This is a genomic window from Streptomyces rimosus subsp. rimosus (assembly GCF_000720725.1).
Lineage (GTDB): Bacteria > Actinomycetota > Actinomycetes > Streptomycetales > Streptomycetaceae > Streptomyces > Streptomyces rimosus_A.
On record NZ_JOCQ01000011.1, the window covers coordinates 135,291 to 142,835 of the forward strand.

A 7,545-nucleotide genomic window follows, 5' to 3' on the forward strand; every position below is an offset into this window, starting at 1 on the left:
CCCGTGCTGCCGCGCGGGCCCCTCAGCCCGCGCCACCAGGCCCCTCAGTCCTGGTCGTAGGTGTGGAACCCCCGGCCGGTCTTCCGGCCGAGGAGTCCCGCCTCCACCATCCGGTGCAGCAGCGGCGGTGGCGCGTAGAGCGGCTCGCGGAACTCGTCGTACAGGGACTCCGCGATCGAGGCGACGGTGTCCAGGCCGATCAGGTCCGCGAGCCTCAGCGGTCCCATGGGGTGGGCGCAGCCCAGTTCCATGCCCGTGTCGATGTCCGCCGCGGTGGCGAAGCCGGACTCCGCCATCCGGACCGCGGCCAGCAGGTACGGGACGAGCAGCGCGTTGACGACGAAGCCCGCCCGGTCCTTGGAGCGGATCACCGTCCTGCCGAGCACGCGCGTCGCGAAGTCCTCGACGGTGGCGGCCGTCGCGGCCGACGTGTGCAGCGAGGTCACGACCTCCACCAGCGGCAGTACGGGCACGGGGTTGAAGAAGTGCAGGCCCACGACCCGGTCCGCGCGGCCGGTCGCCATGCCGAGCCGCATCACCGGCAGGGAGGAGGTGTTGGTGGCCAGCACGGCGGCCGGATCTTCGACGATCTTGTCCAGTGCGGCGAAGACCTCGGTCTTGACGTCCGGGTTCTCCACCACGGCCTCGATGACGCACTGCCGGTCGGCCAGGTCCTCCAGGCTGCCGGTGAACACCAGGCGGGCCAACGCGTCCCCGGCCGCGGCCTCGTCCAGCTTGCCGCGCCGCACCGCGCGGTCGAGCGACGCCGTCACCCGGTCGTGCGCGGCCCGCGCCGCGACGGCGTCCGCCTCGCACACCACCGTGTCCAGCCCGGCCCGCGCGCACACCTCGGCGATGCCCGCCCCCATCTGCCCGCCGCCGACCACGCCGACCCGCCGGATCTTCCCGCTCACGCCCCGGCCTCCGTCCGCCGCACGAGGTGACGCGTGTACGCGTCCGGGGTGAAGAACAGCGGAAGTTCACCCGCCAGCGCGGTCCGCTCGAAGAGCGCGCTGGCCTCGTCCACGGGCGCCCACGGGTACTCCGTCCCCAGCGCCTCGACCTCCCCGTCCAGCAGCCGCAGCACCGTCTCCCGGTCGATCACCCGGTGCCGCAGCCACTGCCAGATCTGCGCCCGCGCGATCTCGGCGGTGGCCGCGTCCTCCATCAGGCCGTACAGGGCCACGGCACCCTGGCCGCGTAGCCAGGCGGCGAAGCAGCGCAGCGCGACGGCGATGTTGGTGCGCACGCCCTCCGGAGTGGGCGGGCTGCTGATGCGGCGCACCGACAGCAGATCGGCGGGCGTCACGTCCACATCGTCGCGGGTGCGGTCGAGCTGGTGGGGCCGGTCCACGAGGACAGCGTCGAAGACCTCACGGCACACCGGCACCAGGCCGGGGTGCGCCACCCGGGAACCGTCGAAGCCGTCCTCCGCCTCCCGCTCCTTGTCCAGCCGGACCTTGGCGAGCGCGGCCTCGTTCGCGGCCGGGTCCTCGCCGGGAACGAGGGCGGCCGTACCGCCGATGGCGTGGGCGCCGCGGCGGTGGCAGGTGCGGACGAGCAGTTCGGTGCAGGCCCGCATGAAGGGCGCGGTCATCGTCACCTTCGCCCGGTCCGGCAGCAGGAAGTCGGTGCGGTGCCCGAACGTCTTGATCAGGCTGAAGAGGTAATTGCAGCGGCCGGCGTGGAGACCCGCGCTGTGCTCGCGCAGCTCGTAGAGGATCTCCTCCATCTCGAACGCGGCGGTGACCGTCTCGATGAGGACCGTGGCGCGGACCGTGCCGCGCGGTATGCCGAGCAGGTCTTGGGCGAGGACGAAGATGTCGTTCCATAGCCGGGCCTCCTGCCGGTTCTCCAGCTTCGGCAGGGAGAAGTACGGGCCGCGGCCGGCGTCGATCTGCCGCTGGGCGCAGTGGAAGAAGTACAGACCGAAGTCGACCAGGGCGGCGGGGACCGGCCGGCCGTCGTACTCCAGGTGCTCCTCGTCGAGGTGCCAGCCGCGCGGACGGACCATGACGGTGGCGAGCCGCGCGGGGTCCCCGAGCCGGTACTCCTTGCCGTCGGCGGTGGTGAAGTCGATCCGCCGCTCGATCGCGTCGAGCAGGCTGAGCTGCCCGCCGATGATGTTGTCCCAGGTGGGGGAGGTGGCGTCCGCGAAGTCCGCCACCCACACCCGGGCGCCGGAGTTGAGCGCGTCGACGGTCATACGGCGCTCGGGCGGGCCGGTGATCTCCACCCGCCGGTCGGCCAGGCCCGGGGCCGGCGGCGGGACGCGCCAGGACGGGTCGGCCCGCACGGCTGAGGTGACCAGGGGGAAGTCGAGCGGCGAGCCCGACGCCAGACGCAGCGCCAGCCTGCGGCGCTCCTTGAGGACGTCCCGGCGGCGGTCCGCGAAGGCGCCGGCCAGCCGGCCGACGAAGTCCAGGGCGGCGGGCGTCAGGATCTCGTCGTGCCGGTGCCCCGGAGCGGCGTGGACACGGACGCGGTGGGTCAGTGCGCTGGTGAGCATCGGGTTCTCCTGAGCATCGGTTCTCCTGAGAAAGGGGGAGCGGAGGGGTGGGCGGGGACGATCGCCCGCCCCTGCGCCCGGACCGCGGGCCGGCTGGCTGGAGCGCCTAGTGGAACTGCTCCTCCTCCGTGGAGCCGGCCAGCGCGGTGGTGGAGGAGGTGGGGTTGACGGCGCCGGCGATCAGATCGAAGTAGCCGGTGCCGACCTCGCGCTGGTGCTTGACGGCGGTGAAGCCGTGTTCCTGCGCGGCGAACTCGCGCTCCTGGAGGTCGACGTAGGCGGTCATGCCGTGCTCGGCGTAGCCGCGGGCGAGGTCGAACATGGCGTGGTTGAGGGAGTGGAAGCCGGCCAGGGTGATGAACTGGAAGCGGTAGCCCATCGCGCCCAGCTCCCGCTGGAACTTGGCGATCTGGTCGTCGTCCAGGGCCGCGCGCCAGTTGAAGGACGGCGAGCAGTTGTAGGCCAGCAGCTTTCCGGGGTACTCGGCGTGGATCGCCTCGGCGAACCGGCGGGCCTGGTCCAGGTCCGGGGTGCCGGTCTCCATCCACAGCAGGTCCGCGTACGGGGCGTACGCCAGGCCGCGGGCGATCACCGGGGCCATGCCGCTGACGACCCGGTAGAAGCCCTCGGCGGTGCGCTCACCGGTGCAGAAGCGGGCGTCGGCCTCGTCCACGTCGCTGGTCAGCAGGGTGGCGGCGAGCGCGTCGGTGCGGGCGACGAGCACCGTCGGCACGTCCGCGAGGTCGGCGGCCAGGCGGGCCGCGCCCAGGGTGCGGATGTGCTGGGAGGTGGGCACCAGGACCTTGCCGCCGAGGTGGCCGCACTTCTTCTCGGAGGCGAGCTGGTCCTCGTAGTGGATCCCGGCCGCGCCTGCCGCGATCATCGCCTTGGTCAGCTCGAAGGCGTTGAGCGGGCCGCCGAAGCCGGCCTCGGCGTCCGCGACGATCGGCACCAGCCAGTCGATGCCGCCGTCCGCAGATGCCGCGCCCGCGCCCTCGGCGGTGGCGATCTGGTCGGCGCGCAACAGCGCGTTGTTGATGCGGCGCACGGCCTGCGGAACGGAGTTGGCCGGGTACAGGCTCTGATCGGGATAGGTCTGACCGGCCTGGTTGGCGTCGGCGGCGACCTGCCAGCCGGACAGGTAGACGGCCTGCAGCCCGGCCCTGACCTGCTGCACCGCCTGACCGCCCGTCAGCGCGCCCAGCGCGTGGATGTAGTCCTGCTCGTGCAGCTGACGCCACAGCCGTTCGGCGCCGCGCCGGGCCAGGGTGTGCTCCTCCCGGACGCTGCCCGACAGCCGCACCACATCCGCCGCACCATGCCTCCGCTCGACGCCCCGCCACCGCGGATCGGACGCCCACCGCCGCGCCAGTTCCGCGGCCGCCTGCGTGCTCGCTTCTGCCATGACCGTCTCCTTGCGTGCTGTTTCGTCTGCCAACCCGTGTGTTGCGTTGCCGCGGAGTGGCACTGCGTGTCTCAACTGGGATGCGGCCCGCCGTCGCGCCGCGTGGCGAGGTGAGCAATGCTGCCGGTGCGGGCTGCCGTCCTTGCCGGGATCCCCGACGTCAGGGCGGAAATCGAGCCCCGGTTCCGGGCGGCTGCGGCCGGGCCCGGCGGGCCGCGTGAGCACCACCCTGACACTGGCACTGAGTGCCAACAAGGGTGTACGCATGCCAACCTTTGCGAATCTTCCGGCGGCGTTCTGCCAAGGTTGCGAAGGGAGTTCGGAAGGCGCACCCGAGGGCCTGTCGCCTCACCCGGGAGCTAAGGGCGGGACCGCTCCACGACCATGGCCGCGCCGGCCAGTGTCCACGCGACGAGCGCCGCCCACGCCACCACGTGCCCTGCCGTCCCCCACAGACCCGCACCCGTCACCCACCCCGCCTGGTGCGTGGCCACGGCGTACATGCCGATCGGGAAGACCGCCGACCACCAGGACGGCTCGTAGCGCAGCGGTACGCGGTGCCTGAAGTGCCGCCACACGCCGGCGCCCAGCAGTACCGGGATCAGCGCCGTCGCCCACACCGCCACCACCGTCGACACCACGACGATCGCCGTCCGTACCGGCCCGTCCCACGGGGCGGAGAGCAGCACGCCGGTTCCCGCCAGGACGCTGATGGCCCCCGCGCCCATGGCGATCCAGTACACCGGGGTCAGGTCCGCCGGGGCGACACCGTGGCGGCGCAGGCGCGTCCACACCAGCGAGGTGATCGAGACGTACGCCAGGACGCCCGCCGCCCAGCAGCAGATTTCCGCCACGGCCGTCGTGGGCCCGGTCCGTAGCGCCGTACCGGCCACGACGACCGACTGCGGGCCGACCACGAGCAGGAACCAGCTGCCGTCCGGCCGCGCCGACCGGGACCGGGCCACGGTGACCACCGCACGCGGGACCAGGACCGCGCAGCACAGGGCGCCGCCGGTCAGCAGGGCGACGGCGAGCGGGCGCCAGCGGCCCGCGGCCAGGTCGGCGGCGAGCACGTCGGAGGCCGCCACGAACGTGAAGAACCCGAAGGCGCGGGCGGGGTCGGCCGCGTCCTGCGCCACCCGGCCGCGGTACGCGGCGATCCGCCACCCGGTCGCGACGACCAGACCCGCGTAGACGGCCACGCCCAGACCCAGCAGGACGTGGGCCACCGTGTGCGCGCCGACGGTGCCCGCCGCCCGGGAGACGATGCCCGCGGCCATCACGGAGGCGAAGCATCCCGGTGGGAGCCGCCCGACGGCTTCCCGGGCGCGCGTCCTGCGGGTGTCCTGCGCGGGTACGGCCTGGTGGCCCATCGATACTCCAGCTGCCTGGCTCCCGCGGGGCGACCGCGGCCACGGGAGCGGTAGACGACGTACGGGCGGAAGATGTACCCGAGGGGCGCGGTGAACGCGTGGACCAGACGGCTGAACGGCCACAGGGCGAACAGCGCCATGCCCAGCAGGGCGTGCAGCTGGTAGGCGAAGGGCGCCCGGGCCATGGCGCCGACATCGGGATCGAGGGCGAAGAGGCTGCGGAACCAGACCGAGACGCCCAGCCGGTAGTCGTACGGGTTGGTGACGCTGGAGGCGGTGGCCAGCAGCCCGGCGAGCAGGACGACGGCCAGCAGGGGATACACCAGGCGGTCGCTGCGGCTGGTCGCGGCGCGGACGGCGGGCACGCGCAGGCGGCGGTGGAGGAGGATCGCCAGGCCGGCGACGGCGGCGAGGCCCGCCAGGCCCCCGATGGTCAGGGCCGTCAGGTGGTACAGATGCTCGCTGACGCGCAGCCGCTCGGTCAGGGCCTCGGGTACGAGCAGGCCCATGACGTGACCGCCGACGACCAGGAACAGGGCGTAGTGGAAGAGCGGCCCGCCGATGCGCAGCAGCCGGGCTTCGTGGAGCTGGCTGGAGCGGGTGGTGAAGCCGAAGCGGTCGTAGCGGTAGCGCCAGGCGGTGCCGGCGATCAGGGTGGCCAGGACGAGGTAGGGCAGCACTCCCCACAGGGCGATGTGCACATGGGTCACCTGCGGGCTCCTTCGGTACGCGGCGATCCGGACGCGGGAAAGGGGTCGAGGCCCACGTTCTCGGTGGGAGGCCCGGTGCGGGCCAGGCCGAGGGCGGCGGCGCGGTCGGCAGCCGCAGGTGCCGGCAGGGTGTCGCGCACGGCGCGCAGCACGTCGGCGTAGGGGCTCCGGTGCAGTTCCAGGGCGTGCCCCAGCAGGTCGAGGGCGGGCCGGTGTTCACGCAGCAGAGCCAGCCCGGGTTCGGGACAGCGCGCGCTGAATTCCAGTACGGCGGGGAGGAAGTCGGGCAGTTCACCGCCGCCCGGCCGCCAGCCGTGGGCGCGGTAGAGGCCCTTGAGGCGCGCGAGGGACGCGCCGCGGCGGCGGGTGTCGCCGTCGGTGTAGTACGTCAGGTGCAGGGTGCGGCGTCGGCTGCGGTCGAAAGTGAGGACGTAGCGGGCCGCGAGGTCGAGGGGCGGTACGGCCCGTGCGTAGGCGCAGAAACGCAGTAGCGCGGCCGGCGACTCGCCGGGCAGCGCGCGCATCGCCTCGGTGACGGCGGCCAGCCGTACGGGCCAGTCGCCGTCGGGATAAGCCAGCAGCAGGGAAGCCGCCTGATGGACGGCCGAACGGACGGCGGTCACTGTTCGCTCTCCCGGCGGCGGGGGAAGACGGCGCTCACCGCTCGCTCTCCCGGCGGCGGGGGAACAGGCCGCGGGGGAGGCCCCTGCCGTCCCAGTTCAGCAGGTTGACGCGACCGCGCAGCCCGTCTCCCGCCGCGACGGGTTCGGGAACCGGCGGAGCGTGGAAGGAATCCATGCCCGTCAGCCCCACGTCGTACATGCCCGGACCGCCGTCCCCGTCCAGGCTGCATCCGCCGTCCACCGTGTCCGGGGGGACGGTGCCGGTGTAGCTGGTGGGGATCACATAACGGTCCTCGTACTTGGCCAGGGCCAGCAGCCGGTACATGCCCTCGATGTCACGCTCGCCCATACCGACGCTCCGGGCGATCGCGGGATCACGGGGGTCGCCGAGGTTGATGCGGCGCATGTGCGAGCGCATCGCGGCCAGGCGGCACAGGGCGGCTTCGACGGGCGCCGGATCGCCCGCGGTGAAGAGCTGCGCGAGGTAGTCCAGGGGGATGCGCAGCGCGTCGATGGCGCCGAAGAGGCTGGCCGGGTCCTCGCCGTCATGGCCGCTGCGGATCAGGGAGTCGACGATGGGGGACAGCGGCGGCACGTACCAGACCATGGGCATGGTGCGGTACTCCGGGTGCAGTGGCAGCGCCACGCGGTAGTCCGTGATCAGCGCGCGGACCGGGGAGTTGCGGGCGGCGGTGATCCAGTCGTGTGAGATGCCGGATGTCTCGGCGGCGTGGGCGACTTCGGGGTCGGTGGGGTCGAGGAAGCAGGAGAGCTGGGCTTCGTAGAGGTCCTTTTCGTCGGGGGTGGCCGCGGCTTCGCCGACCTTGTCGGGGTCGTAGAGCATGACGCCGAGGTAGCGCAGTCGTCCGACGCAGGTTTCGGAGCACACGGTGGGCTGGCCTGCTTCGATGCGTGGGTAGCAGAG

7 protein-coding genes are annotated in these 7,545 nt (G+C 73.0%); all 7 read right to left on the reverse strand.

Going from position 1 to position 7,545, the window contains the following annotated elements; all coding sequences use genetic code 11:
• Window positions 1-44 precede the first annotated feature (44 nt).
• Window positions 45-914 carry a 3-hydroxybutyryl-CoA dehydrogenase gene (locus tag IH45_RS0108790; RefSeq protein ID WP_030663978.1) on the reverse strand — a complete coding sequence of 290 codons (870 nt, stop codon included), beginning with the start codon at window positions 912-914 and terminating at the stop codon, window positions 45-47.
• Entirely contained in the window at window positions 911-2,509 is a 1,599-nt protein-coding gene (gene aceB, locus IH45_RS0108795) for a malate synthase A (protein WP_030663981.1), read from the reverse strand. The genes IH45_RS0108790 and aceB overlap by 4 nt, the downstream gene beginning before the upstream one ends.
• Window positions 2,510-2,615: 106 nt before the next feature.
• Complete coding sequence (aceA, locus tag IH45_RS0108800) at window positions 2,616-3,914, reverse strand: isocitrate lyase (protein WP_030663984.1); 1,299 nt, start codon at window positions 3,912-3,914, stop codon at window positions 2,616-2,618.
• A 359-nt stretch (window positions 3,915-4,273) separates the two neighbouring features.
• Complete coding sequence (locus IH45_RS0108805) at window positions 4,274-5,287, reverse strand: tellurite resistance/C4-dicarboxylate transporter family protein (RefSeq protein WP_050514658.1); 1,014 nt, start codon at window positions 5,285-5,287, stop codon at window positions 4,274-4,276.
• The gene (gene narI / locus IH45_RS0108810; RefSeq protein WP_030663990.1) at window positions 5,194-5,997 is read right to left on the reverse strand and encodes a respiratory nitrate reductase subunit gamma; all 804 of its coding nucleotides are present in this window, start codon (window positions 5,995-5,997) and stop codon (window positions 5,194-5,196) included. The genes IH45_RS0108805 and narI overlap by 94 nt, the downstream gene beginning before the upstream one ends.
• Entirely contained in the window at window positions 5,994-6,620 is a 627-nt protein-coding gene (narJ, locus tag IH45_RS0108815) for a nitrate reductase molybdenum cofactor assembly chaperone (protein WP_030663993.1), read from the reverse strand. The genes narI and narJ overlap by 4 nt, the downstream gene beginning before the upstream one ends.
• A 34-nt stretch (window positions 6,621-6,654) precedes the next feature.
• Window positions 6,655-7,545: nitrate reductase (locus IH45_RS0108820; protein WP_030663996.1), on the reverse strand; the 891-nt coding region annotated here is incomplete at its 5' end.

Coding starts and splice junctions, on each gene's coding strand:
- aceB (WP_030663981.1), bottom strand. CDS start 2,509: ATGCTCACCAGCGCACTGACCCACCGCGTCCGTGTCCACGCCGCTCCG.
- aceA (WP_030663984.1), bottom strand. CDS start 3,914: ATGGCAGAAGCGAGCACGCAGGCGGCCGCGGAACTGGCGCGGCGGTGG.
- IH45_RS0108805 (WP_050514658.1), bottom strand. CDS start 5,287: ATGGGCCACCAGGCCGTACCCGCGCAGGACACCCGCAGGACGCGCGCC.